Here is a 25,399-nt window from a genome sequence, read left to right on the forward strand (position 1 = left end):
CGCGTTGTTTCAGTACCCCCGTCGCCGCAAACATAGGGACTCACAGAGTTTTTATCTAACCGGAGCCTGGACAATGGCAAAGAAAGCAAAGCGTTTCCGCATCGGGGTGGAAGGTGCCACCACGGACGGGCGCACCATCGAGCGCAGCTGGCTGGAACAGATGGCGGCCAATTACGATCCGGCTGTCTACACCGCCGTGATCAACATGGAGCACATCAAGGGTTACACGCCTGACAGCGCGTTTCGCCGTTTCGGTGTGGTCGATGCGCTGGACACCGAAGAAATCAGCGACGGCCTGCTGAAAGGCAAGCTGGGCCTGTACGCGGTGATTAACCCGACGGATGAGCTGGTGACGATGACCGGCAACATGCAGAAGCTTTTCACCTCAATGGAGATTCGCCCGGAGTTCGCCGACACCGGCGAGGCGTATCTGATTGGCCTGGCCGTGACCGACAATCCGGCCAGCCTCGGCACCGAAATGCTGCAGTTCAGCGCCAGTGCAGGCGCAAACCCGCTGGCTAACCGCAAGCAACATCCTGACAACCTGTTTACCGCCGCCACCGAAACCGTGATCGAGTTTGAGGACGAGGCCGACGAAAAACCGTCCCTTTACAGCCGCGTTGTCGCGCTTTTCAGCAACAAACAGAAGTCTGATGACGCGCGTTTCAGTGACGTTCACCGAGCCGTCGAGCTGGTCGCCACCGAGCAGCAGGCATTCAGCCAGCGCATCGAAACCGCCCTGAGCGAGCAGGCCAGCAGCCTGCAGGTGCAGCTGAGCGCAGAAGCTGCAGCCCGTGAGCAGCTGCAGGCGGATTTCAGCCAGCTGCAGGCACAGCTGAGCCGTGAAGACGGGCGCCAGGACTTCCGCCCGCGCACACCCGGTAATGGCAACAGCAACAGCCAGGACGTGCGCACCGACTGCTGATGCAGGTGCGGCCAACACTCTTAACGAACAGAGAACACGAAACGATGAAAAACAACACCCGCTTTAAGTTAAACGCCTACATGTCGGTACTGGCGGAAATCAACAACATCAACCTGTCGGCCCTCAACAGCAAATTTACCGTTGAGCCATCCGTCGCGCAGACGCTGGAAACCAAAATTCAGGAGTCATCAGACTTTCTGACGCGCATCAACATTGTGCCGGTGCCTGAGCAGAGCGGCGAACGTCTGGGGCTGGGTATCGGCAGCACGATTGCGGGTACAACCGACACCACGCAGAAAGAGCGCGAGCCTACCGATCCGACCTATATCGACGGCGAAGGCTATAAGTGCACGCAGACCAACTTTGACACGGCGCTGCCTTATCCGAAGCTGGACATGTGGGCGAAGTTTGCCGACTTTCAGGTGCGCATCCGCGACATGATTGTCAAACGCCAGGCGCTTGACCGCATCATGATCGGTTTTAACGGCCTCAAGCGTGAGAAAACTTCTAACCGCGTCCAGAACCCGCTGCTGCAGGATGTCAACATCGGCTGGCTGGAAAAAATCCGCCAGGAGAAACCGTCACAGGTGGTCGGTCAGCACATCGACAGCAGCGGAAAAGTTATCGCCGATAAAATCACCATTGGTAAAAAGGGCCTGTTCCGCAATCTGGATGCCGTGGTGATGGGGGCCGTTACCGAAAAAATCGCCGTGCAGTATCAGGATGATACCGAGCTGGTTGTGATCTGCGGCCGCCAGCTGCTGGCCGACAAGTATTTCCCGATCGTCAACAAAGACCAGCCCAACACCGAAGCGCTGGCCGCTGATTTGATTATCAGCCAGAAGCGCATCGGCGGCCTGCCTGCGGTGCGTGCGCCGTTCTTCCCGGCTGATGCCATGCTGATTACGCGCCTTGATAACCTGTCGATTTATGTCCAGGACGACACGCGCCGCCGCTCCCTCATCGACAACCCTAAACGGGATCGCGTTGAGAACCTTGAATCGGTCAACGAGGCGTATGTGGTCGAAGACTACGACTGCACCTGCCTGATCGAAAACATCGAAATGCTGGAGCAGGAGCCAGAGCCGGAAAAAGAGCTGAGTCGCATGAGCAAGGGTGAGCTGGCAGAAATCATTGGTATGGGGATTTGCGCGTCCAGGTCTTTCGGCGATGCAGATGCGCCGGAGGCGAAAGACGACACAGACGCTTCGTCAGGCAGCACGGTGGCCAGCGGCACCGGCAGCGCAGGAGCGTAACCCGTGACCAATCCTTTTCGCACACATACGCGATTCATTCAGGCACAGGAGGCCGCCCGCACGGGCGGCAATGGCCGCCACGCAAAAGGCTATGACCTGATGCTGTTGCAGCTTAACGAAGATCGCCGCCGCCTCAAGGGCATTCAGTCCACTGTCACCAAAGCGCAGATTAAGGTTGAGGTGCTGCCGAAATATGCCCCCTGGGCAGAGGGCGTGCTGAGCGCCGACGGGGCGCAGCAGGATGACGTGATCATGTACGTCATGCTGTGGCGTATTGATGCCGGTGATTATGCCGGTGCGCTGACCATTGGCCGCCATGCGCTTAAACATGGCTGGGTGATGCCGGTCGGCAAGCGCAACACGGCGACGGTGCTTACTGAGGAAATGGCCGACGCCGCCAAAGCCGCCATTCTGGCCGGAACCCCGTTTGATGCTGACCTGCTGCTGCAGACGCTGGATGCGGTGGACGGGGAAGACATGCCGGATCAGTCGCGTGCGCGCCTGCACAAGTCCATTGGCTGGGTGCAGACCGAAAGCAACCCGGCATCCGCACTGAATCACCTTAAGCACGCCCTGCAGCTGGACGAAAGATGCGGGGTGAAAAAAGACATTGAGCAGCTTGAGCGGAAACTCCGCAAAGACAGCTGATAACCGAACGTGCCCACGCGCGGGGCGGCACGGGGTGGCGACAGGCAGCGCCGCATCAAAACCCCGTCCACCGCCCACCTATTCAGGAGTAGTAAGGATGCAGTTTACAGCGCCAGAGCAGTCGCCGGTTGCGCCGGTCATTATCCCGAACAATTCATTCTGGCCGGATCTGGATTTGGCTAAGTTTCGCAGCGCGATGCGCGTTGACGGCACCGTGACGCAGGAGCGGCTTAAGCAGGTGGTGCTGACCGCCATGTCAGAGGTGAACGCCGAGCTGTACCCGTGGCGGGAACGGCAGGAGGTGGCCGGTTACAACGGGCTGGGTGACGTACCGGCTGAGCAACTGGCCGGAAAGAGCGCACGCCTGCACCACTATGAAAACGCCGTGTGGTGCTGGACGCGCGCGGTACTCAACGAGCGTTACAGCGACTTTGACGCCACCGCATCCGGCGCGAAGCGCGGCGAGACGCTGGACGATGCCAGCGGCGATCTGTGGCGCGATGCGCGCTGGGCCATCAGCCGCGTGCAGGATCTGCCGCACGTAACCGTCGAGCTTATCTGATGAAAGTGCGTGCGCAGCAGTATGACACGGTGGACGCACTGTGCTGGCGTCACTACGGGCGCACGCAGGGGCTGTCTGAGCTGGTGTTACAGACCAATCCGGGGCTGGCGGAATACGGCCCCACCTTACCCCACGGTTTAAAGGTCGAGCTGCCGGACGTTGCGCCCGCAGCCACGGCGCAGACCGTGCAGCTATGGGACTGAATCATGTGGGAAAGAATCAGCACGTTTATTACCTGGTCGATGGCCGTGTTTATGGCATGGCTGGGCGACTTATCGGTTAAGGACGTTTCAACGTGGGCCGGGCTGATTATCGGCATCGGCATGGCGCTGATCAGCTGGTACTACAAGCACAAAACCTACCAGTTACTGGCAAGCGGGCGCATCACACGGGAGGACTATGAATCTGCAAACCGTTAAACGCTGCGCCGTCGGCGCGGTACTGGCCATCGCTGCCACACTGCCGGGCTTTCAGCAGTTGCACACCTCGGTTGAGGGGCTGAAATTGATTGCTGATTACGAAGGCTGCCGCCTTAAGCCATACCTGTGCGATGCGGGTGTGTGGACCGACGGCATCGGCAACACACAGGGCGTTGTGCCCGGCAAAAGCATTACCGGGCGGCAGGCCGCCGGGACGTTTATCACCAATGTGTTACGCGTTGAGGGGGCACTGGCGCGCTGCGTGGCGGTCACCATGCCGCAGCAGGTCTATGACGCGCTGGTGTCGCTGGCGTTTAACGTCGGCACCGGCAACGTGTGCGCATCAACCATGGTGAAACTCATCAGGGCCAGCCGGTGGCGCGATGCCTGTCATCAGCTGCCGCGATGGGTGTACGTGAAAGGCGTATTTAATCAGGGACTGGATAACCGGCGCGGGCGGGAACTGAGCTGGTGCCTGAAAGGGGCGGCATCATGATGCGCGCCGTTGTGGTGACCTGCTTTGTCGTGCTGCTGGTGACTGCCGGGCTGCTGTCGTGGCAGCTGCACAGCGCAAACAGGACCATCGGCACGCAGGCGGCAGAGCTGGCCGCTAAAGATAAAAAGCTGAGCCAGAAAAACAGCCAGCTGATGGCGGTCAACATCATGGCGCAGAGCAGCAACCTTGCACAGACGCAGCTGTATGCGGCGGCTGAACAAAACAACGCACTGCTGCGCCAGCGGCAGCGCCAGATTGAGGATCTGAAACGTGAAAATGACGCCCTTCGCCGCTGGAGTGATGCCCCTCTGCCTGATGTTGCTGTCCGGCTGCGCCAGCGACCGGCCATCACCGGAGGTGAATCTTACCGTCAGTGGCTGTCCCAGAATAACCCGCTGCCAGCTGGGACCGTCGTCGGCGCGCACTAACGGCGATTTGCTGGCCGCGCTGGATGAAACAGAAACCGCCTGGGCGGCCTGCGCCGACAAGGTGGACACCATAGTAACCTGCCAGGATAAAGACGATGAACAAGCCGCAGTCCTTACGCGAAGCCCTGAATAGCGCTGTTGCCTACCTGCAGGAGAACCCCGACAGGCTGCACCTCTTTGTTGACAGAGGTGCGCTGGTTGCCACCAGTGCCGCGTCCGTGTCGTGGGAATACCGTTATACGCTTAACGTCATCATTACGGACTTCACCGGCGATCAAAATCTGCTGATGGCGGCGGTGGTGTACTGGCTGCGCACCAACCAGCCTGATGCGCTGCAGAATCCCACTGAGCGCGACCAGCTGTGCACGTTTGAAGTGGATATTCTCGGCAACGGCGCGTGTGACATCAGCATAAATTTAAAGCTGACAGAGCGTGTTATTGCCGAGGAAGTCAGCGGCGTGACCGAGGTCAGAGCCGTGCCGGAGCCGGACGGGCCAGAGGAAGCCTGGACGGTGAAACGTGGATAATCTGCACGAGGTTGACGCCTGGCTGGATGCGCTGCTGGCAAAGCTGGAACCGGCAGAGCGCAAAAAAATGCTGCGCGAGGTGGCACGCGACGTCAGGCGGCTTCAGCAGGCCAACATGACGGCACAGCGTGCGCCTGACGGCAGCGCATGGGAGCCGCGCCGCGTATCCGCCAGAACAAAGCCGGGGCGAATAAAGCGCAAGATGTTTGTGAAGCTGAAAACCGCAAAGTATCTCAAGACAAAGGCGACCGGCGACAGTGCCGAGGTGGCTTTCGTGCCTGCCGTGCAGCGCCTGGCACGCGTTCACCACTACGGGCTGCGTGACCGCGTGAGCAGGCGAGGCATTACGGTGAAATACGCTGAGCGCCCGCTGCTGGGTATAAGCGGTGAAACAGAAAACAGGATTGGCAAAATTCTGAACAGGTGGTTGGCTGTTTGAAATTTTATGCCGAAAAATACAAGGTTGTAAAAGAGTCCCAATGTCAGGGGGGAATGAACATGCAAAGTTTTTTGGGAAAATTATTATGAGTGAGCCCCGCCTGATAATAATACTTCGTCTTCGGGGCTTTTTGCTGAAGTTATCAGATGTGCAATTTTTTTAGTAGTAGATATGTTTCCGGGTTTTCAGCGCATTGCCCAGTACCACATTCGAGGAAGGTAGAAACAAGGTTGGCCAAAATGATCAGGGCGAATAGAATTGATATTGTTTTTGATAATGTTGACAGGTCGAAGGATAAATAAATTTTGCCAGACTTCTCTGGAAGTAATAACATTAATGATATGTATATTAATGTCGCGAAGGATACTATCAACGACCAGGTGTAAAAATGTAAACCAAGAAAAGTTGAACCGTAACCCGCATCTCCAGGAAGAATGTGTAATAGAACCTGTCTGGCTGCAATTCCGCCTGTCAGAAGACATCCAGTAATCATCATTGCATAATGCTTCTTTCTTATTCCTATGCTCAGATTGAACATAAATCCTAAGCCAGTCATTATGAGTCCAGCCCTCTGGAGGAGGCAAAGGGGGCAAGGAAGCTCTGACTTTGTAATCTGTATTATAATAGCAACTGTAAGAACAGCCAGCATTCCTGCTAAGCCAACAATGTTCATGAGCGTATGAACTTGAGAATTTATTTTTTTGTATTCCATTTTTACCTCAGAATGAAAGATTTAATGCATCCGTTGCATGGTATTTGAAGCTTAATATTGTGACTAATAATAACAACCACCACAAAATATAAGTAATTTTTTCTTTTTTTAAAATCGCACATACAGCTGATGCTAATGATATCAGAAATGGTAAAAACATATACATGATAGAGCCTCCTTGGTCATAGTTGGTTTGGCAGTAATTCATTACTCACTTTCGATTGATTTTGTGTCTGGGCTGTCAGATTTTAAGAGACTATCAAGGTTTTTGACTGGGATTAGACTCAGTAATATCCCTGTAAGTAATGGAATTATAAGGAATAAAGATGAAAGGGATATTGAATTTCCGTAAACTTTGTTCTCAAGAAACAATGCTATAACAGGAAAAATCAGGAAAACCAGAGAGGCTTTAAAAGCGCCAGCTTTTTTTTGAAGGGCAAAGTAACTCAATATACCAAACACGCCGGCAAAGGCACCGAGGTAAAATGTAGCGAGTATAGAACTTGCTGAGAATGAGTGTAAGTCAGGCTTTTCTGATACCCAGCCCGTTATGATAAGTAATATCCCTGCGAGTAAACAAGGAAGGGCATTAAAAGTTATCACCGATACGTTGCAACTCCTTTTTTTGCAGCACGTGTAGAGTATGGAGTGCATAATAACAGCGGTTATCAATGCCAGGACTCCCAGCCATTGCCCCCCATATCCTGATTTTGACTCATTAAATATCATACAAGTAAGCGCAATCGTTGACAGAGCGAGTCCTGCAATTTGTAAGGCGTTGGTTTGGGTTCTGAGAATAAGAACTGAAGCCACCATTACAGCAACAGGCATTGTTGAGAAAATAACCGATGCAAGTCCTGAACTAACATACTTCTCTCCGTATATCATTAAAGTGAAAGGTATGGAGAAATAGAAAATGCTAATGATTACCTGAAATAACCTCTGCCCGGAAGGGAATAAAAGTGGAGTTTTAGTCGCGTAAGCAATTGTTATTAAAAACGGGGCGGCAAAGATGAAACGCATTCCCGTCGCAAATAACGGTGGGACTGTCTGGACAGCGATTTGCATGGCAAGCCAGGTTGTACCCCATGTGAGTGTGACAATAAGAAATAAAATTACTACAGCAGTCTTTTGCATTTGAATCCTCCCTGAGAACAATTTAACTGTGAATGAATAGAAATAATTTCCCTTTTTGGCGCTTTTTACATGTTAATAGGGGATTTTTTTCTCCATAGAAGTTCATAAAACATCTCCTGATGTATCAAATTCAGTAATTAAATTTTATTTAGTTACAAACTTTATCAGCCGGTTTCATATTGTGAGATTGACCACGCAATGGCGTGGAGATGCCTTAAACCTTCCCTGGTGACATTCTCACGCCATGAACGAAAAACTTACCGAAATCATGCGCCTCATCACCAACCTGATCCGAACCGGCACCGTGTCCCAAGTTGATCCGGTTAACTGGCTGTGCCGGGTGAAAACGGGCGACCTCGAAACCAACTGGATTAACTGGCTCACCCTTCGCGCCGGTAACACGCGCACATGGTGGCAGCCCACCGTTGGCGAACAGGTCATTTTGCTGAGCATGGGCGGCAACCTTGAAACCGCCTTTGCACTGCCCGCCATCTATTCCGATGCATTCCCGCCGCCTGCGAATTCAGAGAATGGCAGCGCCACGCAGTACAGCGACGGCGGTTTTTTTCAGTACGAACCGGCAACCGGCCAGCTGCTGATAAAGAACATCAAAAGCGTGCGCATCGAAGCGGCGGACGGCATTCAGCTGCTGACCGAGGCATTCGGCGTTGAGGCCAGTAAAACAACCCTCAACACTGAAACGGCCATTAACGGCGCTGTCACACAGGGCGGCGGTGATATGAGTTCTAACGGCGTCGTGGTGCATACCCATAAACACGGCGGCGTTAAGTCTGGTAATGACACATCAGGAGGCCCGGCGTGATGTATCTCGGCATGAACCGCGACACCGGCAAAGCGCTGACCGATATCGATCATATTCGCCAGAGTGTGCGCGACATTCTGCTGACTCCGGAGGGCAGCCGCCTGGCGCGTCGTGAATACGGCTCCATGCTTTCCGCGCTCATCGACCAGCCGCAGAACGGCGTCACCCGTATGCAGGTCATGGCGGCGACCTATGCCGCGCTGAGTCGCTGGGAACCGCGTATCCGGCTGATTTCAGTGAATTACACAACGGCTTATGACGGTTTGATGGTCGTTGAGATAAACGCACAGCGTGCCGACGGTTCGCCGCTGGCAATGACCATCCCAACGGGGGTAAATCGTGGCAGTGATTGATTTATCGCAGCTTCCCGCGCCGGAAGTCATTGAGGTGCCGGATTTTGAAACGCTGCTGGCCGAACGTAAAGAAAACCTCATTGCGCTCTATCCGTCAGATGAGCAGGATGCCATGCGCCGCGTGCTGGCGCTGGAGTCCGATCCGCTGGTCAAGTGCCTGCAGGAAAACGTCTACCGCGAAATCCTGCTACGCCAGCGCATTAATGAAGCCGCGCAGGCGGTTATGGTGGCCTATGCGCTCGGCACCGATCTGGATCAGCTGGCGGCCAACAACAACGTTAAGCGCCTGACCATCAGCCCGGCTAACCCCGACGCCGTGCCGCCCGTGGCGGCAGTGATGGAGTCCGACGACGATTTACGCCTGCGCGTGCCGGGCGCGTTTGAGGGGCTGAGCGTGGCGGGGCCGACGGCGGCGTATGAGTTCTACGCCAAAAGTGCCGACGGGCGCGTGTCTGACGTGTCGGCAACGAGTCCGGCACCGGCGGAGGTGCTGATTACGGTACTTAGCCGGGACAACAGCGGGGCGGCAACGGATGATTTACTGAATGCAGTAAACGTCGCGTTAAACGCTGAAACCGTCCGACCGGTGGCTGACCGCGTCACCGTGCAGGCGGCAGCAATATTCGATTATCAGGTAAAGGCCACGCTGCACCTGTTTGACGGCGTGGCCACCGCCCCGTGTCTTGAGGCGGCGCAGGCCGCGATGGATGCCTACCTGACTGACCAGAAAAAGCTGGGTCGCAGCGTGCGCCGCGAGTCTTACGGGGCGGTGCTGCGCGTGGCGGGCGTTGACTGGGTTGAAATCACCGAACCGGCGCAGGACATCATTCTGAACCGCACGCAGGCGGGCAACTGCACGGCGGTGGCCGTCACGGTTGCCAGCGATAACGGGGGTAAAGGATGAGTCAGAGCCTGTTACCTCCTGCCTCCTCGGCGCTTGAGCGCAGGCTGGCCGAGGCGTGCAGCGGCATAAGCGGGCTGAACGTGCCGCTGCGCGATCTCTGGAATCCAGCCACCTGCCCCGCATCGTTTCTGCCTTATCTCGCCTGGTCATTCTCGGTTGACCGCTGGGATGAGGCCTGGCCGGAAAGCGTCAAGCGGCGCGTGGTGCTGGATGCGTTTTACATCCATCAGCATAAAGGCACCATCAGCGCCGTGCGCCGCGTGGTGGAGCCGTTCGGCTTCCTTATTCGCGTGCTGGAGTGGTGGAAAACCGGTGAAGCGCCCGGCACGTTTCGCCTGGATATTGGCGTGCAGGAACAGGGGATTACCGAGGAAACCTATCAGGAACTTGAGCGGCTTATCAGCGATGCCAAACCCTGCAGCCGTCACATGCTGGGAATGAGTATCAACCTGCAGAGCAGCGGCCCGTGCTTCACCGGTGCGGTCAGCTACGACGGCGACGACCTTGCCGTTTATCCCTACACGCCCGATCTTATCTCCGTCAGTGGCCCGGCATATGCGGGCGCGGCGGTTCACGTTATCGACATGATGGAAGTGGGACCATGACACAGAAATTTTACGCCATAGTGACCAACCTGGGCGCGGCGAAGATTGCTAACGCCGTGTCGCTCGGCACAAAACTGAATATCACGCACATGGCCGTTGGCGACGGCGGCGGCACGCTGCCAACGCCCAACGCGGCGCAGACAAAGCTGGTTAACGAGGTGCGCCGTGCGGCACTTAATTCGCTGACCGTGGATGCGGCCAACAGCAGCCAGATTATTGCCGAGCAGGTTATCCCCGAAACCGAGGGCGGTTTCTGGATCAGGGAAATGGGCCTGTTTGACGCTGACGGCTCGCTGATTGCGGTCTGCAACACGGCAGAAACCTATAAGCCGCAACTGCAGGAGGGCAGCGGGCGCACGCAGCGCCTGCGTATGCTCATCATCGTGAGCAGTACCGAGGCCGTGACACTGAAAGTCGATCCGTCGGTGGTGCTGGCGACGCGCCAGTATGTGGACGAAAAAGTATTAGAGGTACGCCAGTACGCTGACAGCCTGATGACGGCGCACCTGAAAGCCGCTGACCCGCATACGCAGTATGCACCGAAGGAAAGCCCGGTCCTGACCGGCATCCCGAAAGCCCCCACGGCGGCAGCGGGAAACAGCAGTACGCAGCTGGCAACCACGGCGTTTGTTCAGGCCGCGCTGAGCGCGCTTGCGGGCGGCGCACCTGCCGCGCTGGACACCCTCAAGGAGCTGGCCGACGCGCTGGGCGGCGATGCGAATTTTTCCACGACGGTGCTTAACAGGCTGGCCGGTAAAATGGACATTGCGAAAAATGGCAGTGACATAGCTAACGTGTCCGCGTTTCTTAAAAATCTCGGCCTGGGCGACGGTTCGGCGCTGCCGGTCGGCGTGCCAGTGCCGTGGCCTGCTGCAACAGCGCCATCAGGGTGGCTGAGGTGTAACGGTGCCACGTTCAGCGCGTCAGACTACCCGCAGCTGGCGAAAGCCTACCCGTCGCTGCGGCTACCTGACCTGCGCGGCGAGTTTATCAGGGGCTGGGATGACGGACGCGGGCTTGACCCGTCCCGCGCGCTGTTGTCCGCACAGGAGGCGACGGTAGTGGGCGGTTATGACGATAACGAATCCGGCGATTTCAGCGCCATCAGTTCACCGAATTACGCATTCAGTGACCCGTTAACCGGCGGTCAGCTGGCAATGATTCAGGGCAAGACCTGGATAAACAAGGCAAGCAGTGCGATGGATTCGTACAACTGGTATGCGTTCGCCTCTACCCGCCCGCGTAACGTCGCATTTAACTACATCGTGAGGGCAGCATAATGTCACAGCAGAACAGTGAAGCACTGAGCGCGGACGGCCTGGCTGTCGCGCCCGTTACCGTAAACGTGTTTAACTTTGATCAGGCGAGCGGGATTTACACCGGCAGCAGCCTGGAGTTTCTGCCAAAAGGTGTCGGTCTGCCCGCGCACTCTACGGCAGTCGCGCCCCCTGATGACGTTGCCGGGCAGGTGTGCGTTTATAAAGACGGCAGCTGGCAGCAGGTGCCGGACCATCGCGGCGAAACGGTTTACAGCACGGCAACCGGTGCGGCGGTGACAGTCACGCAGCCCGGTGATTATCCGGCCGGGACAACGCCGGTTAAGCCAGAAACGGCCTTTGACCGGTGGGGCGGCGCAGCCTGGGTAACTGACAAAGCGGCAAAACAGCGCGCCGCCGTAGAGGCGGCACAGGCGGAGAAAAGCGCCCGTATCACCGAAGCGGCGGACGTGACACAGGCATGGCAGACGCAGCTGATGCTCGGCATTATTTCCCCCGACGATAAGGTAAAACTCACGGCATGGATGACTTACCTGCAGGCCGTGCAGGCGACAGATCCCACCACCGCGCCCGCTGTCAGCTGGCCTGACCGGCCCGCGCAGTAATCAAAGGCCCGCTTCGGGCCTTTTTCCTTTGTGTCATCTGCCAGACAATCGCCGCAGGGTGCGCCCGCGCGCCATCCCTTTCACCATAGCGGAACCCCTTAACAGAGGATCTGCTCTATGGCACAGGATTATCATCACGGCGTGCGCGTTGTCGAAGTCAACGAAGGCACCCGAACCATTACCACCGTCAGCACGGCCATCATCGGCATGGTCTGCACCGCCGACGACGCCGACGCGGCAGCGTTTCCGCTCAACCGCCCGGTTTTACTGACCGACGTCACAATTGCCATCGGCAAGGCCGGTAAAACCGGTACGCTGGCCGATTCACTGGACGCCATCGCCGACCAGGCAAAACCGCTCGTCGTCGTCGTGCGCGTCGCGCAGGGCGAAACCGAGGCGGAAACCACATCCAACATCATCGGCGGCGTGACCGCAGACGGGATGCGCACCGGCATGAAAGCGCTGCTGGCCGCGCAGAACGTCTGCGGCGTCAAACCGCGCATTCTCGGCGTGCCGGGGCATGACACAAAGGCAGTGGCAACCGAGCTGCTGAGCGTCGCGCAGACCTTGCGCGCGTTTGCGTATATCTCGGCTTACGGCTGCAAAACCGTGTCCGAAGTCATCGCCTACCGCACTAATTTCAGCCAGCGCGAAGGGATGCTTATCTGGCCTGATTTCATCAGCTTTGACACCGTGCTGAATGCTGACGCGACGGCGTATGCCACCGCCCGCGCGCTCGGACTGCGCGCCAAAATTGACGAGGCGACCGGCTGGCACAAGTCCCTGTCTAACGTCGGCGTGAACGGCGTCACCGGCATTTCAAAAGACGTGTTCTGGGATTTACAGGATCCGGCAACCGATGCGGGCCTGCTGAACCAGAACGACGTCACCACGCTTATCCGCAAGGACGGTTTCCGCTTCTGGGGTTCGCGCTGCCTGAGCGATGATCCGCTGTTTGCCTTTGAGTGCTACACCCGCACGGCGCAGGTGCTGGCCGACACGATGGCCGAGGCGCAGCTGTGGTCCGTTGACGGCGCACTGAATCCGTCGCTTGCCCGCGACATCATCGAAAGTATCCGCGCCAAGCTGCGCAGCATGGTGAATCAGGGCTATCTCATCGGCGCAGACTGCTGGCTGGATGACACCGTGAACACCAAAGACACGCTCAAGGCCGGGCAACTCATTATCGATTACGACTACACGCCGGTGCCGCCGCTGGAAAACCTGATGCTGCGCCAGCGCATCACTGACCAGTATCTGGTCAACTTCGCCGCCAGCGTTAAAGCATAAGGAGCTGAACACATGGCCTTACCCCGTAAGCTAAAACACCTGAACCTGTTTAACGCAGGCGACAACTGGCAGGGCGTGATCGAATCGCTGACCCTGCCGAAACTCACCACGAAGTTTGAAAAATACCGGGGCGGCGGGATGCCGGGCGCGGTAGATATTGACATGGGCCTGGACGATGGCGCGCTGGATACGGAATTCACCATTGGCGGCACCGAGGCGAAGCTGTTTAAACAGATGGGTACGCCGACGATTGACGGCATTCAGCTGCGCTTTACCGGCTCCATTCAGCGCGACGACACGGGCGAGGTGCAGGCGGTGGAGCTGGTCACTCGTGGCCGCTATAAGGAGCTGGATTCCGGCGAGTGGAAAACGGCGGACTCCAACACCACCAAAGTGTCGGCAACCAACAGCTACGCCAAGCTGACCATTAACGGCGAAGTGCTCTACGAGGTGGATCTGGTCAATATGGTTCACATCGTTGACGGCAAAGACCTGCTGGAAGCGCACCGCAGCGCGCTGGGCCTGTAATCACGGCGGCAGGCGCTGGCCTGCTGCTTTTATCAATTTTATTCAGTGGATTAAGAACATGAACGAAAACATTAACGAAAAAACCGTCACCCTGGACACCCCAATTCAGCGCGGCAAAACCGAGATTAAAGAGATTGTCCTGCGCAAGCCGCAGTCCGGTGCGCTTCGCGGCGTGCGGCTGCAGGCGCTGATGGAAATGGACGTCAACGCGGTGATGGGCGTATTACCGCGCGTGTCTGCCCCGGCGCTCACTGCGCAGGAGGTCAACGAAATGGACCCCGCCGATTTACTGGCGCTGTCGGTGGAGGTGGTCACTTTTTTGTTGCCGAAGTCGGCGCTGTCGGCTTTCCCGCAGAGCTGACCGTAGACGATCTGGTGGCAGACATCGCCACCGTGTTTCACTGGCCGCCACCGGTCATGTTCGCGGAATCGCTGGCGGACGTGCTGATGTGGCGGCACAAAGCGATCCTGCGTAACGGAGCCGGTGACGATGAGTGACAGAAACCTGCGCCTGCAGGTGGTATTAAGCGCGGTGGATAAAATCACCCGCCCTTTCCGCAGTGCGCGCGACGGCTCCAGGGAGCTGTCCGCCGCCCTCAAAGCCAGCAAAGACAGCCTGAAAAGCCTGAACGATCAGGCCGGGCGCATTGACGGCTTTCGCAAAACACGCCAGCAGCTTGCCATCACGGAGCGCAATCTTGCCTCGGCCCGGCAGGAGGCCGCCGCACTGGCGACGCAGTTTGCCGCCACCAACCGCCCCACGGCGCAGCAGTCCCGCTTACTTGAGCAGGCAAAAAACCGTGTTAATGACCTGCAGCAGAGCTACAACGGCCTGCTGCGCTCGGTACAGCAGCAGCGCGGCGCGCTGACCGCCGCCGGTATTGATACAAAGCAGCTGAGCGCGGCACAGCGTCGCCTGAAAACCGACGCCAGCGCCGCAACGGAGGCGATTGAGCAGCAGCAGCGTGAGCTGAAAAAGCTGGGCGAGCGCCAGGCTAAATTGCGCGCCGTGCGAGAGCGCTACGGCAAAACGCTGGAGGCCCGCGATAAGGTGGCCGGGGCCGGGGCGACAGCCACGGCGGCGGGGATGGCAATGGGCGTGCCGTTTGCGGCAGCAATTAAAGCCTCGGCGGATATGGAAGACGCCATGAAGGGCGTGGCAAAGCAGGTCAACGGGCTGCGCGATGACAAGGGCAACCGCACCGCGCAGTTTTACGACATGCAGGCCGCCATCAAGGCCGCCAGTGAGCAACTGCCGATGGAGCACGGCGCGGTTGACTATGCCGCGCTGGTTGAGGGCGGCGCGCGCATGGGCGTCACCAACCAGAATGATTCTTACGCCGACCAGAAGCGCGATTTACTGGCCTTTGCCACCACGGCGGCCAAGGCGTCCACGGCGTTTGAGCTGCCCGCCGACCAGCTGGCCGAGGGGCTGGGTAAAATCAGCCAGCTTTACAAGATACCGACCCGCAACATTGAGCAGCTGGGCGATGCGCTGAACTATTTAGACGATAACGCCATGTCGAAAGGGGCGGATATTATCGACGTGCTGCAGCGCATGGGCGGCAACGCCGACCGGCTGGACTTTCGCAAGGCGGCGGCGCTGGGTTCAACGTTCCTTTCACTCGGTGCCACCTCTGAGATTGCGGCGAGTTCGGCCAACGCGATGGTGCGCGAGCTGTCGATTGCCACCATGCAGGGCAAGCGCTTTCAGGAAGGCATGACGCTGCTTAAGCTGGACCCGAAAAAGATTGAAAAGCAGATGACCACGGATGCGATGGGAACCATCATCAGCGTGCTGGAGAAGGTCAAAAAGCTGCCGGAAAACAAACGCCTGTCTGCCCTGACAATGATTTTCGGCAAGGAGTTCGGCAAGGATGCAGCGAAACTTGCCAACAACCTGCCGGAGCTGCGCCGACAGCTGGCGCTGACGCAGGGCGATGCCGCCAGAGGCTCAATGCAGAAAGAATCTGACATCAACAAAGATTCCCTTTCCGCACAGTGGATGCTGACCAGAACCGGCGTAGCCAACACCATGAGCGGGCTGGGCGACACGCTGCGCCAGCCGCTGATGGACATCATGGGGGCGATTAAAAAGGTCACCGGCATGGCGGCGCAGTGGATCGAGAAAAACAAAGCGCTGGCTGGCACGCTGGTGAAAGTCGGCGCGGCGGTGTCTGCCATCGTCATCGGGCTGGGAACGTTAGCCATCGGCTTTGCGGCCATTATCGGGCCGATGGCGGTTATCAGGCTGAGCATGGCTCAGCTGCGCTTTAAGGGCGTGGGCGCATTCGGAATGATGGGTAAGGCGCTGCGTGTCGTCGGCAGCGGTGTTATCTGGCTGGGCCGCCTGATGTTTGCCAACCCGATTCTGGCCGTATTGGGCCTTATCGCAATGGCAGCAATTTATATCTGGCGTAACTGGGACACCCTCGGGCCGAAGTTTGCGGCACTGTGGCAGCAGGTGACAGATAACACGTCGGCGGCATGGGAGGCCATCAAAGGCAAAATAGCCGGTGCGTGGACGTGGGTTAAATCCCTGTTCGCAGATGACGCGCTGCAGGTAATCATTGGCAGAGGCTGGGATGCGATACGCGACGGCATCGCCGGGGCATGGCAAAGCATCAAGGCAGCCGTGTCGCAGAAGTGGGATGAACTGGTTAACTCGGCCAGCACGCTGCCGGAGCGGTTCAAAGAAGCGGGCAGCAACATGATCAGCGCCATGCTCGACGGCATCACGGCCAAATGGGAGGCGCTTAAAGCTAAATTATCATCTATGACAGACCTGCTGCCGGACTTCATGAAACCGTCCGCCGACAAGCCCGTGGTCCCTGCTGCGACCAGTGGCGGTAAACACCCCGACGGCGCGACGGTCCCGCCGCGTCCGCCGCGTGTTTTCAGCCTTCTGCCTGATTTCATGAGGCCAGACGCCGGAGCGTCAGACCGGCCCGCCGCTGTCGCCGGGCGTGCCAAAACGGCGACCGGCTTTGCCGGGCTGTTTGATAACGGCGGCTACATTCCCGCCGGTCAGTATGGCATCGCGGGCGAGAACGGGCCGGAGCTGGTCAACGGCCCGGCGCGCATTACCAGCCGCCGCCGCACTGCCGCACTGGCCGCCTCGGCGGCGCTGGCGATGGGTATGGCCGCCGCACCTGCAGCTGCGCGCCCGCTTCATCCCATGAGCCTGCCCGCTGGCAGCTATGTGCAGGAAAAGGTAACAAAGCAAAGCGCCACAACTGCCGCGCCTGTCACCATTCACGCGCCCATTACCATTCATCAGCAGCCGGGCCAGAGCGCGCAGGACGTGGTGGCAGAGGTGATGCGGCAGCTGGATGCAAGAGAGCGCCGGGCGAAAGCCCTCGCGCGGAGTTCTTACCGTGATCAGGGGGGATTTGACGAATGATGATGACGCTGGGGCTGTTCGTTTTCATGCTGGAAACGGTGCCTTATCAGGAGCTGCAGCTGCAGCGCAGCTGGCGGTTTCCGTCCAACAGCCGCGTGGGCTTTCGCCCGTCATTGCAGTTTGCCGGGCCGGACACCGACACGCTGACGCTTTCCGGCGTGCTGCTGCCCGAGCTGACCGGCGGCAGGCTGTCGCTGTATGCGCTGGAGCAAATCGCGGAGCTGGGGCGCGCGTGGCCGCTGATTGAGGGCAGCGGCACCATTTACGGCATGTTCGTGATTGAGAGCCTGAGCCAGACAAAGGCCGAGTTTTTCAGTAACGGCGCGTGCAGGCGGATTGAGTTCACGCTCACGCTTAAGCGCGCCGATGAATCGCTGGGCGAGATGTTCGGCAGCCTGAGCGGCCAGCTTGACGCCATGAAAAGCGCGGCGGCAGGCGTGGCTGGCAAAGTCACTGCAGCAGCGGGAGGGCTTTTCTGATGATGCAGGCAGAAAGCTGGGTAAAAGGGGCGGCCAGCGCCCCGGCGTTTCGGCTGACGATGGCGGGCGCAGACGTCACGCAGACCATACAAAAGCGGCTCATCAGCCTGACGCTGACCGATAACCGGGGCTTTGAGGCTGACCAGCTTGATATTGAGCTGGACGACGCAGACGGCCTGCTGCAGCTGCCGCGCCGGGGCGTCGTATTAAAGCTGGCGCTGGGCTGGGAGGGGGAGCCGCTTATCATCAAGGGCAGTTATACGGTTGATGAGATTGAGCACAGCGGCACGCCCGACCGGCTGACGCTTCGCGCCCGCAGCGCCGATTTCCGCCAGACGCTAAACACCAGACGCGAAAAGTCGTGGCACAAAACCACGGCAGGCGAAATCGCCAGAGCCATTGCGGAAAAGCACAAGCTGGATTTAGCGCTGGGTGCCGACGTCGAGAAAATGGCAATCGACCATATCGACCAGACCAACGAATCCGACGCCAGTTTTCTGATGCGCCTGGCCCGCCAGTGCGGTGCGCTGGCCTGCGTCAAAGATGGCAAACTGCTGTTTATCCGGCAGGGGCAGGGCAAAAACGCCAGCGGCAAGGTGCTGCCGGTCATCACTATTCAGCGTCGTGACGGCGACAGCCACCGCTTTACCCTGGCTGACCGTGACGCCTACACCGGCGTGATTGCCAGCTGGCTGCACACGCGCGAGCCAGCGAAAAAGCCGGAAACAAAGGTAAAGCGACGCCGCAAAACCACGGCGAAGAAAAAAGAGCCGGAAGCGAAACAGGGTGATTATCTCGTCGGCACCGACGAAAACGTACTGGTGCTGAGCCGCACCTATGCCAACCGGTCAAACGCAGAGCGGGCAGCAAAAATGCAGTGGGAACGGCTGCAGCGTGGCGTAGCGACCTTCTCGATCCAGCTGGCGCGCGGGCGAGCAGAGCTTTACACCGAAATGCCGGTAAAGGTGACGGGGTTTAAAAAGCAGATTGATGATGGGGAGTGGATCATTACCACGCTGACGCACAGTCTGAGCGCCGACAGTGGCTATACAACAAGCATTGAGCTTGAGGTGAAAATCGATAGCTTAGAAATGGATTGAATGGTAAATTCACTTTAAGTGAATTCTTATTTTCCTTTGGGGATTATTTTAAATGATGAATTGCCCTAAGTGTCACCATGCAGCACACACTCGTAGTAGCCTGGTCATTTCCGAAATGACTAAAGAACGCTATAACCAGTGCCAAAATATTAACTGCGGATGTACGTTTAAATCACTGGAAACAGTGACAGACATTATCATGTGTCCCGGTAAAGTCAGACCAGCTACACCTCACCCGACCAAAAATCACGGGCGAGAGCAACAACAAAATCTATGGTTATAACCCGCTTAGGCGGGTTTTTTATAGCTGCAGCCCACCACTTGTTAAAAATCCATCGCCATTTTATCGCCACTCAAAAAGTAAAAACAAAAAAGCCACCCTTGCGAGGTGGCTTAAATGCATGATTTTAATCACTAAATCTGGTGGCCCCTGCTGGGTTTGAACCAGCGACCAAGCGATTATGAGTCATATAATCGGCATGTTTCTAATCGTTCGTCATTGACGCTTATTGTATTTTTAATTGCCTATAATCAATTGGTTATGATGTTATTTTCGTTTCTAATTGGTTCTCTCATCTCCTCATTGTACTATCGTTACCTGACCCATTACCTGACCCAACATGGGCATCGGGTCAGGTAACGCTTATCCTTAGAAAGGTAACCTCATGGCCGCTAATCTTACCGAGACTGCTATACGTGGATTGAAGACAAAAAGTACGTCGTACTACGTGTGGAGCAACAGCGCTCAGCGTGGTACCGGCAGACTTGGCGTTAAGGTTCAGCCGTCAGGCAGCAAGGTTTTTTATTTCCGTTACTACGTTGAGAAAGGGAAGAAAGAGAAGTTCATCCAGTTGGGCATCTGGCCTGAGATGAAACTTGTAACGGCCAATGAGCTGGCGAAAAAGTACGGAGCCTGGCTTGTTGAAGGAAAAGAGCCCCAGCAGGAGCTTGAGCAACAGCGCCTGGCCGAGCAGCACATAATGCAGCTTCATCGCTCGCAGGGATCGTTTAAAGAACTGGTACATGGCTATGTGAACAAGATGAAGCTCGACAATAAGCGGACCTGGGCCGATGTACTGAAGCGTCTTGAAAAAGAGTGCTATTCGGTTATTCCTCGCGAAACCAAAGCGAAGGATGTAACTCCTCTACAGATCAAAACCATCCTCTCAGGCATTATCCAGCGAGATGCGGTGGTCCATGCGAACCGAATTCGTTCCTACCTGATGGCGGCGTTCAACTACGCGCTTAAAGCCGATAACGATCCGATGAATACCAGCGTGGGCATTACGTTCGGGCTTGAAGTTAATCCGGTATCGGCCATACCGAAGCAGTCCTCGGCGGAGAAAGTGGGTGATACATGGTTAACGCTGGAAGAGCTGCGTTTTGTCATGGAGCAGTTCGCAGAGGCCACCAACGTTGGGCCGCTGATGCAGCACCTAATCCGCTTCTGTGTTTATGCTGGCGGGCAGCGTCCGTTTGAAATGATTGCCAGCCAGTGGAGCGCGATTGACTGGCAGCAAAAGACGTTACTGGTTATAGCTGATGTATCGAAAAACAAGCGTGAGCACTTGATCCCGCTGACTGAATCGGCACTACAGGAATTAGCCTCAGTGAAAGAGCTGACTAAGGAGAGTAACAGTCCATACATCTTTCCACTTTCGACCAACGCCGAGCGTCCAGTACGTACTGACAGCCTGGCGCGTTCCATCATGTATTTTCGGGCTTTTAATCCGGAGTTTAAAGTTTTTACGGCACGAGATTTACGTCGCACATGTAAAACGCTAATGGGGGAGGCGGGGATCAGTAAAGAGATCCGCGACCGTATCCAGAATCACGCTTTGAACGACGTCAGCTCGAAACACTATGATCGTTATGATTACCTGACTGAAAAGCGGAGGGAGCTTGAGATCTGGGAGGATCGGGTTAACAGCTATCAACGGCAGCAGGAAAACAACGTTGTGAACTTGTTTGGACGGAGGTAAGAGCTTGGCAATTTGCGTGCTAAACAAGAATTGACTAGCTCTTTTTATCTGATTTTGTTGATGAAAAATTAGATTGCTGTTAGCATGCTCTTAGGGCAATGGTGTAAAGGTGCACACTCTAGCAATAGAGAGGTCCAGGTTCGAATCCTGGATGCCAAAGGATTCCTTGAGTTCTTTGGCATCGGGATTTTTTTAGAGTAATTGAGATGACTCAGGATGGTATTTCTTTGAATGGTACTCAGACTACATCGGAAAGACCAGATGTGGATTTGTATTCTTTTGATCCTGCAGCGCACATACTCAAAGTTCAAGGTTGGCACTATGAGAATTTTTTATCAATTAGAGCTGCTCTTGAGCAAGCAAAAAAACAGTTAACTGATATTATCGTAAAATCTGACAGTGATGAGGGTGAGTTAACTTTCACTCGACTTTATTCAATGCTGATGGGTATATGGATCGAAGCTCGTCTTCATGTTTTGTTGTATGAAAATAATGCATTCACTGAAGAAGAGCGTGCTTTTATTTATAACAGTGGCACTATTGAAAAAAAATGGTCTACCGCTCTAGCTGTAGCCGTAAAGAAAAGTGCTGGACTATCTTTCTCAGATGAGATAACTCGCACGAATGTTGGATTCAGTTCTTACAATATATACTCAGAAATAGCTGACTGGATTGAAGAATACTTTTCTAGTTCTATAAAGAGCAGAAATAAAATTGCGCATGGGCAATGGGTTAATCCATTTACTTCTAAAACTCCCGGAGAATCTTGGGAGAATTCAAATTATTTCAAAATTAACCCCGATACTAAAATATCTTTTCTTCTTGTTAATGAAAATTTATTAACTATCAGCGAGAAGGCTAAACTTTTATTGGCAATTAGTACAGCCATTAACAACCTTTCGGTTGAAAGAGAAGATTATAAAGTCAAAGATTTTGATCAGCATTATCGAGAAATTTCAGGACATATTGAAAAACTTAGCAATATCAATTATTTTGATTATAAAAATAGAGCTCGCCAAGCATATCTTGCTCGAATGTAAAAATATTCTTTATTTTTTACCCCAAAGTTATAGTAGATTACAACTTATTTAGCTAGCTAAATAATTAATTATTATACTCGAGTGAATACACTTGGTTTGTGTTTATAAATTTAAGTTACGTTGAGAGAGACTTTAATATAAATTCTATGTGTTAAAGCATCTCTCATCAGAAAAAAGTAACGAAGTATTGGTTGCTTCTTGCCAATAGTAACTTAATATTCACTGTTATGAAGCCAAGCGTGTTTTAGTGCTGTGTAGAATTCTTTATTACCAATTGCTTGAATTTCTGCGTCACGCATTTCATGCCATAGTGCATCTCCAAGATCTTCATAAGACTCATGAAGAAGTATTACCTCTTCCATGATGTAATTTAACGCTTTTTTCCTACTGCCGAGCAGAGAAGGATCTCCATTGAGATTAAAAACACGGATAGTTTCTTGTGCTTTTAATAACTTGGTGCCGGAGATATCTTTGGCTGGAACCACATGCCCTGTTGTCAGAAATAAAAGATAATCGTCAGGATTATCATCATCAGGTTTAATGAGGTGATCCGGATTGTAATTCCCTGCACCATTATCTTTGAAAATCCCGCAACGTTGCCAACCTCCTGTTTTTGAACTGTCGCCACAAGATCCGAATAAATTGCCCCATGCAAAGGTTAATGCGGGGAATTTCCCTCTGGGCCTAAAGTGTTCAATGTGCTTTCGATTGAGACTGCACTCGCAATATGCACAAAATTCACCTTGCATTTCCAACAGATGCGGCCAGATATTGCTTTGCTCAACAGACATCCAAGGATCGCGTCCTGCCCTAAACTGATGCAAATGCGCCGGGCCTGCGGTGCGATTGAGTGATTTCATCCTTAACTATCCTTCTCGCGTTTGGCTTTGTTGATTTTGTTCTTCATGCGGTGAAGGCGTATCAAGCTGTCTGCTTTTTTTAGTTCAGAACTATGCTGACCAAAATGAGAAATGATTTTGTTGTAAAGGCGACGTGATTCGGCACTCAACTCCTCACTATCATCAATAATTGATTTCTCAAAGTTACTGACAAGATAAGACTCTGCAATGTTCGGCGGGGTCGACAAAACTCCCATAACTTGCTCAAGAATTTCTGAGTTTTCACTTCCTTTGGTCTGAATTGGAGGTGAGTCAAGAAATAGTTCTCCACTTTCACTGTTTTGCTTGAACTCTCGAATACAGCGGATCTCAGAAGTGGATAACACTATTGGGCTATGAGTGGTGATGACAAACTGAATATTAGGGAATACGGTGCGTAAAACGATGATAACTTCTTGCTGCCATTTCGGATGAAGATGCAGTTCAATCTCATCAATTAAGACGATACCTCTGCCTTCAAGTGGATTTTTTAACAATGGATTAAGCATAATCATGCGCCGCGCGAGATCAGCTACCAGAGCCAGAAACACCCTCTGCCCATCAGATAGCTGTTCAATGGTGACATCCTGGAGATCGTTGGTAACTTTGATAATGTCCGCACCTGATGCGGTCTCAACCCAGATTCGGCTTATGCTGGGGACAACAGTGGTAATAGCTCTGGACACAATATCCATTTGGGCCGTCTCAGTTAGCATGTTAACCGATTGGAGAGATTCTTTTCTCATCTGAGCCGTAAGCAGTTTTTTTCGTGTTTCTTCTAAGAGTGGTACCATGGAAGTCAGCCCATTTTCCACTGACTGTTTCAGATGATTAACCTGCTCTTCAAGCAGTTCGATTGCCGATGCCCCTTGAGCTTCGGCTCTTTTGTGAAGATAGATGAACCATTCAACAAAATGATCGAAGCGTCCAGCGCCGGTCAAGGCGTGATTGTATGCATCGAAACGATCTTCTCGTTTTTCAATGCTCTCTTTTGCTGGCTTGCTAAAAGGATGCGATCGTTCAACAGAGTAGAGTGCAAAAATAGGAAGATTAACCATTCTCCTCTCATTGATAATCCGCCAGACATCAGCAACCTCCTTAGCAGGTTTGATGATGCTCTCTCTACGCTCAGATGCGCCAAGAGTTGAGCGTGAAAGTCTAATGGAAATGTTCTTAAGGCCTTTTCCAAAAAAGAAATTAGAACTGACATCCGAGAAATTGTTATCTGAATCGTTCCTGATATCCGAGTATTCGTTAAGCCTTTGTCCGCTGCTATCTTCTTTGAGGATATTTGCTGTGAACCAGCTTAGAGTTTTGGCAATAGCATAAAGAATACTGGTTTTACCCTGTCCATTATTACCGATGATAATGGTCAGGTCTTCTTCAAAGTTGATATCAAGTTGTGGAAATCGGCGGAAATCCGTAAATGACATTGAACGTAGGAAAAACTGATTTTCAGGATGATATATATCGAGGTTACCATCGTGGGCAGGTTGTTGTAGGTAATTCCAGCAGAGCTCGAACCATTGGTCAGATTTATTATTTAGGTCATGAAGGTTATTATTTTTCTCTTGCTGATAAAGTTCAAAGGCGGAGAGTAAACTCCCACCTTTGGCTTTACGTTCCAGTTGTTTTGTCACAGATGCCTCCTTAAACGATCCATCGTTTCTGTTGAGTATTTATTGTTCATTCTGATAATAAACTCAGGCTCAATATGGTTCGCAAAAGCCAGTAGACCAACAAGATAGGCCTTGTCAGATTCATCTATCAATCCATATCGGTACTGGTTAATGAGATGCTTGATGAACCTCTTGCGTTCACGGCCTAAAGAAATTTTGCCTTCGTTATTAAGAGTGACGCCCGTAACATGGCGGTTATGTGCCATAGAGGAAAATATGGTTTTTCCACGATTAAGCCTTAACTTTTTTTTGAAAAGCTTATTTAAAAGGGTTTCGATCATGGAAGGAATAGAGCCAAGTACATCTCGGACGTTACAAGAAAACGTCAGATCATCCGCATAACGTGTGTAGACAATATCCAAACTCCGACAGATTTCGTGTATGAGCTTGTCGAATTCATAAAGGCAAAAATTCGAGATAATTGGGGAAGAAGGCGCGCCAACGCTTAGCACCAACCGTGTACTGCGTTTTGTAGGCTTCCAGAAGAGAATTTGATCTACATAGCGTCTGTCTTCGGGTAGAAACAGTTGAACATCAACAGAAGACAACTCAACACATCGCCAGAAGATATCTGGGGTGATTGAATTAAAAAAGTCTTCTAGGTCTGTTTTAAGTAAATAGCGGTTATGCGCATGCGCTAGTGCGTTGTCACGGATGCTTTTACCTTTTTGATAGGCCATTGCGCATTCATGAATTGGAAAACGGTAAAGCTGGAGGAAGGCGCGTTGATACTCTTTAAGCGCCTTAGCGGGTTGCGCAATGAGCCGGAATCCCGTAGTGCGTTTGGGAATCCTGTAGACCTTGTACTTACCTGATGCATCAGATAGATACGCTCTCACCTCTAACTCGCTCTGGTTTAACGAAGTAGCTATGCTGCTAATTACCGACATAATGTTACCTGTAA

At 54.0% G+C, this 25,399-nt stretch carries 32 protein-coding genes and 2 pseudogenes; 28 read left to right on the top strand and 6 right to left on the bottom strand.

What is annotated here, in order from left to right; all coding sequences use genetic code 11:
- Window positions 1–73 precede the first annotated feature (73 nt).
- The 11 genes from GC087_RS03540 (at window position 74) to GC087_RS03590 (ending at window position 5,700) form a co-directional block, all read left to right on the top strand.
- Window positions 74–925, top strand: coding sequence for a GPO family capsid scaffolding protein (locus GC087_RS03540; RefSeq protein ID WP_324029637.1), 852 nt, complete (start codon window positions 74–76; stop codon window positions 923–925).
- A gap of 44 nt (window positions 926–969) precedes the next feature.
- The gene (locus tag GC087_RS03545) at window positions 970–2,181 is read left to right on the top strand and encodes a phage major capsid protein, P2 family (protein ID WP_324029638.1); all 1,212 of its coding nucleotides are present in this window, start codon (window positions 970–972) and stop codon (window positions 2,179–2,181) included.
- 3 nt (window positions 2,182–2,184) lie between these two features.
- A complete protein-coding gene (gene gpM, locus GC087_RS03550; RefSeq protein WP_324029640.1) occupies window positions 2,185–2,829 on the top strand; it encodes a phage terminase small subunit in 645 nt (214 codons plus the stop codon).
- 97 nt (window positions 2,830–2,926) lie between these two features.
- Complete coding sequence (locus GC087_RS03555; RefSeq protein WP_324029641.1) at window positions 2,927–3,391, top strand: head completion/stabilization protein; 465 nt, start codon at window positions 2,927–2,929, stop codon at window positions 3,389–3,391.
- On the top strand, window positions 3,391–3,594 hold the full coding sequence (locus GC087_RS03560; protein ID WP_324029642.1) for a tail protein X: 204 nt from the start codon (window positions 3,391–3,393) through the stop codon (window positions 3,592–3,594). The genes GC087_RS03555 and GC087_RS03560 overlap by 1 nt, the downstream gene beginning before the upstream one ends.
- Before the next feature lie 3 nt (window positions 3,595–3,597).
- Complete coding sequence (locus GC087_RS03565; protein ID WP_013027023.1) at window positions 3,598–3,810, top strand: HP1 family phage holin; 213 nt, start codon at window positions 3,598–3,600, stop codon at window positions 3,808–3,810.
- Window positions 3,791–4,306, top strand: coding sequence for a lysozyme (locus GC087_RS03570; RefSeq protein WP_324029644.1), 516 nt, complete (start codon window positions 3,791–3,793; stop codon window positions 4,304–4,306). Before GC087_RS03565 ends, GC087_RS03570 begins: the two co-directional genes overlap by 20 nt.
- Complete coding sequence (gene lysB, locus GC087_RS03575; protein WP_324029646.1) at window positions 4,303–4,734, top strand: Rz-like lysis system protein LysB; 432 nt, start codon at window positions 4,303–4,305, stop codon at window positions 4,732–4,734. The genes GC087_RS03570 and lysB overlap by 4 nt, the downstream gene beginning before the upstream one ends.
- Window positions 4,622–4,867 (top strand): Rz1-like lysis system protein LysC, encoded by a 246-nt coding sequence (gene lysC / locus GC087_RS03580; protein WP_324029648.1) that lies wholly within the window; start codon window positions 4,622–4,624, stop codon window positions 4,865–4,867. The genes lysB and lysC overlap by 113 nt, the downstream gene beginning before the upstream one ends.
- Entirely contained in the window at window positions 4,830–5,261 is a 432-nt protein-coding gene (locus GC087_RS03585; RefSeq protein ID WP_324029650.1) for a phage tail protein, read from the top strand. The genes lysC and GC087_RS03585 overlap by 38 nt, the downstream gene beginning before the upstream one ends.
- A complete protein-coding gene (locus GC087_RS03590; protein WP_324029651.1) occupies window positions 5,254–5,700 on the top strand; it encodes a phage virion morphogenesis protein in 447 nt (148 codons plus the stop codon). Before GC087_RS03585 ends, GC087_RS03590 begins: the two co-directional genes overlap by 8 nt.
- A gap of 142 nt (window positions 5,701–5,842) precedes the next feature.
- Here GC087_RS03590 and GC087_RS03595 read toward each other — a convergent pair whose 3' ends face one another.
- From GC087_RS03595 to GC087_RS03605, 3 genes are read right to left on the bottom strand one after another with little or no spacing between them, the layout of a single operon-like run.
- Complete coding sequence (locus GC087_RS03595; protein WP_324029653.1) at window positions 5,843–6,412, bottom strand: disulfide bond formation protein B; 570 nt, start codon at window positions 6,410–6,412, stop codon at window positions 5,843–5,845.
- A 7-nt stretch (window positions 6,413–6,419) separates the two neighbouring features.
- Window positions 6,420–6,620: a DUF5993 family protein gene (locus GC087_RS03600; RefSeq protein WP_416383426.1), complete on the bottom strand. Its 201-nt coding sequence runs from the start codon at window positions 6,618–6,620 to the stop codon at window positions 6,420–6,422.
- Window positions 6,620–7,549, bottom strand: a complete 930-nt coding sequence (locus GC087_RS03605) for a DMT family transporter (protein WP_324029657.1) — start codon at window positions 7,547–7,549, stop codon at window positions 6,620–6,622. The genes GC087_RS03600 and GC087_RS03605 overlap by 1 nt, the downstream gene beginning before the upstream one ends.
- A 244-nt stretch (window positions 7,550–7,793) precedes the next feature.
- Between GC087_RS03605 and GC087_RS03610 the strand changes: the two genes are divergently transcribed.
- The 17 genes and pseudogenes from GC087_RS03610 to GC087_RS03685 all read left to right on the top strand — a co-directional run bounded on the left by GC087_RS03610 (window position 7,794) and on the right by GC087_RS03685 (window position 21,938).
- On the top strand, window positions 7,794–8,372 hold the full coding sequence (locus GC087_RS03610) for a phage baseplate assembly protein V (protein WP_324029659.1): 579 nt from the start codon (window positions 7,794–7,796) through the stop codon (window positions 8,370–8,372).
- Window positions 8,372–8,725: a GPW/gp25 family protein gene (locus GC087_RS03615; protein ID WP_324030572.1), complete on the top strand. Its 354-nt coding sequence runs from the start codon at window positions 8,372–8,374 to the stop codon at window positions 8,723–8,725. Before GC087_RS03610 ends, GC087_RS03615 begins: the two co-directional genes overlap by 1 nt.
- Window positions 8,712–9,629, top strand: a complete 918-nt coding sequence (locus tag GC087_RS03620) for a baseplate assembly protein (RefSeq protein ID WP_324029661.1) — start codon at window positions 8,712–8,714, stop codon at window positions 9,627–9,629. Before GC087_RS03615 ends, GC087_RS03620 begins: the two co-directional genes overlap by 14 nt.
- Window positions 9,626–10,234 carry a phage tail protein I gene (locus GC087_RS03625; protein WP_324029663.1) on the top strand — a complete coding sequence of 203 codons (609 nt, stop codon included), beginning with the start codon at window positions 9,626–9,628 and terminating at the stop codon, window positions 10,232–10,234. Before GC087_RS03620 ends, GC087_RS03625 begins: the two co-directional genes overlap by 4 nt.
- Window positions 10,231–11,514 (top strand): phage tail-collar fiber domain-containing protein, encoded by a 1,284-nt coding sequence (locus tag GC087_RS03630; protein ID WP_324029665.1) that lies wholly within the window; start codon window positions 10,231–10,233, stop codon window positions 11,512–11,514. Before GC087_RS03625 ends, GC087_RS03630 begins: the two co-directional genes overlap by 4 nt.
- On the top strand, window positions 11,514–12,116 hold the full coding sequence (locus GC087_RS03635; protein WP_324029667.1) for a tail fiber assembly protein: 603 nt from the start codon (window positions 11,514–11,516) through the stop codon (window positions 12,114–12,116). The genes GC087_RS03630 and GC087_RS03635 overlap by 1 nt, the downstream gene beginning before the upstream one ends.
- 117 nt (window positions 12,117–12,233) lie before the next feature.
- A complete protein-coding gene (locus GC087_RS03640; protein ID WP_324029670.1) occupies window positions 12,234–13,406 on the top strand; it encodes a phage tail sheath protein in 1,173 nt (390 codons plus the stop codon).
- 12 nt (window positions 13,407–13,418) lie between these two features.
- Window positions 13,419–13,934 carry a phage major tail tube protein gene (locus GC087_RS03645; protein WP_054633114.1) on the top strand — a complete coding sequence of 172 codons (516 nt, stop codon included), beginning with the start codon at window positions 13,419–13,421 and terminating at the stop codon, window positions 13,932–13,934.
- 58 nt (window positions 13,935–13,992) lie between these two features.
- Window positions 13,993–14,295 carry a phage tail assembly protein gene (locus GC087_RS03650; RefSeq protein WP_324029672.1) on the top strand — a complete coding sequence of 101 codons (303 nt, stop codon included), beginning with the start codon at window positions 13,993–13,995 and terminating at the stop codon, window positions 14,293–14,295.
- 14 nt (window positions 14,296–14,309) lie between these two features.
- Window positions 14,310–14,432 carry a GpE family phage tail protein gene (locus GC087_RS03655; protein ID WP_013027006.1) on the top strand — a complete coding sequence of 41 codons (123 nt, stop codon included), beginning with the start codon at window positions 14,310–14,312 and terminating at the stop codon, window positions 14,430–14,432.
- Window positions 14,425–16,278 (top strand): annotated as a pseudogene (locus GC087_RS25800) (phage tail tape measure protein); the annotation flags it as partial. The gene GC087_RS03655 and the pseudogene GC087_RS25800, both read left to right, overlap by 8 nt.
- Before the next feature lie 639 nt (window positions 16,279–16,917).
- Window positions 16,918–17,337 (top strand): annotated as a pseudogene (locus GC087_RS25805) (phage tail tape measure protein); the annotation flags it as partial.
- Entirely contained in the window at window positions 17,334–17,816 is a 483-nt protein-coding gene (locus GC087_RS03665; RefSeq protein WP_324029675.1) for a phage tail protein, read from the top strand. The pseudogene GC087_RS25805 and the gene GC087_RS03665, both read left to right, overlap by 4 nt.
- Entirely contained in the window at window positions 17,816–18,916 is a 1,101-nt protein-coding gene (locus GC087_RS03670; protein ID WP_324029677.1) for a phage late control D family tail protein, read from the top strand. Before GC087_RS03665 ends, GC087_RS03670 begins: the two co-directional genes overlap by 1 nt.
- 52 nt (window positions 18,917–18,968) lie before the next feature.
- Window positions 18,969–19,199, top strand: coding sequence for an ogr/Delta-like zinc finger family protein (locus GC087_RS03675; protein WP_105082413.1), 231 nt, complete (start codon window positions 18,969–18,971; stop codon window positions 19,197–19,199).
- 382 nt (window positions 19,200–19,581) lie between these two features.
- Window positions 19,582–20,898, top strand: coding sequence for a tyrosine-type recombinase/integrase (locus GC087_RS03680; protein ID WP_324029680.1), 1,317 nt, complete (start codon window positions 19,582–19,584; stop codon window positions 20,896–20,898).
- 206 nt (window positions 20,899–21,104) lie between these two features.
- Window positions 21,105–21,938: a hypothetical protein gene (locus GC087_RS03685; protein ID WP_324029682.1), complete on the top strand. Its 834-nt coding sequence runs from the start codon at window positions 21,105–21,107 to the stop codon at window positions 21,936–21,938.
- Window positions 21,939–22,150: 212 nt separating this feature from the next.
- Here GC087_RS03685 and ptuB read toward each other — a convergent pair whose 3' ends face one another.
- Genes ptuB through GC087_RS03700 form a run of 3 tightly spaced genes read right to left on the bottom strand, consistent with a single transcriptional unit; the run spans window position 22,151 to window position 25,385 of the window.
- Window positions 22,151–22,798, bottom strand: a complete 648-nt coding sequence (gene ptuB / locus GC087_RS03690) for a retron Ec78 anti-phage system effector HNH endonuclease PtuB (protein ID WP_324029684.1) — start codon at window positions 22,796–22,798, stop codon at window positions 22,151–22,153.
- Between the two features lie 2 nt (window positions 22,799–22,800).
- Window positions 22,801–24,456: a retron Ec78 anti-phage system effector ATPase PtuA gene (ptuA, locus tag GC087_RS03695; RefSeq protein ID WP_324029686.1), complete on the bottom strand. Its 1,656-nt coding sequence runs from the start codon at window positions 24,454–24,456 to the stop codon at window positions 22,801–22,803.
- Entirely contained in the window at window positions 24,453–25,385 is a 933-nt protein-coding gene (locus tag GC087_RS03700; RefSeq protein ID WP_324029688.1) for a retron St85 family RNA-directed DNA polymerase, read from the bottom strand. Before GC087_RS03700 ends, ptuA begins: the two co-directional genes overlap by 4 nt.
- Window positions 25,386–25,399 lie beyond the last annotated feature (14 nt).

Source organism: Pantoea sp. JZ2 (assembly GCF_035191405.1).
GTDB classification, from domain to species: domain Bacteria; phylum Pseudomonadota; class Gammaproteobacteria; order Enterobacterales; family Enterobacteriaceae; genus Pantoea; species Pantoea stewartii.